We start from the raw sequence: 672 nt of genomic DNA, 5'->3' as shown, positions 1-672 counted from the left end.
GTCAGTCGCGGTGTACGTGAAGTTCGCGGTGCCGTTGAAGTTGGTGTTCGGCTTGAAGTACAGCGTCGCTTCGCCGTTGGTTGCATCGATGGCGCCAGTAACCGGTTTGGTCATGGCGGCGTCGGTGTAGAACGTGCCGTTGCTAGGCGTGCCGACGGTGAACGATTTAACGTTCGCCAGGCCGTCTACGTCGGTCGCGCTCAACTTGACCGCGATGCCTACGCTTGGGTCTTCAGCACCGCTGCCGGTGGTCGCAACGGCTACTGGCGCATCGTTGACCGGGGTCACGGTGATAGTGCCGTTGGCGGCTGGCGAGGTCAGCGGGTTAGTGCCGTCAGCGTTGCCGCTGTCGGTCGCGGTGTACGTGAAGTTGGCCGTGCCGTTGAAGTTCAGGTTCGGCTTGAAGTACACCGTCGCCTCACCGTTGGTGGCCGCGATGCTACCGGTAACCGGTTTGGTCATGGCGGCGTCGGTGTAGAACGTACCGTTGCTAGGCGTGCCGACGGTGAACGACTTAACGTTCGCCAGGCCGTCTACGTCGGTCGCGCTCAACTTGACCGCGATGCCTACGCTTGGGTCTTCAGCACCGCTGCCGGTGGTCGCAACGGCTACTGGCGCATCGTTGACCGGGGTCACGGTGATAGTGCCGTTGGCGGCTGGCGAGGTCAGCAC

The 672-nt window shown here is 62.6% G+C and carries 1 protein-coding gene; it reads right to left on the bottom strand.

The window, feature by feature from the left end:
* Positions 1 to 672, bottom strand: a 672-nt coding sequence (locus ACR52_RS30855) for an Ig-like domain-containing protein (protein WP_201779009.1), incomplete at both ends; no start/stop codon positions are given.

The organism is Pseudomonas fildesensis (assembly GCF_001050345.1).
GTDB classification, from domain to species: domain Bacteria; phylum Pseudomonadota; class Gammaproteobacteria; order Pseudomonadales; family Pseudomonadaceae; genus Aquipseudomonas; species Aquipseudomonas fildesensis.
Note: the sequence above shows the minus strand (reverse complement) of the source record. Positions and strands in the feature narration are given on the sequence as shown.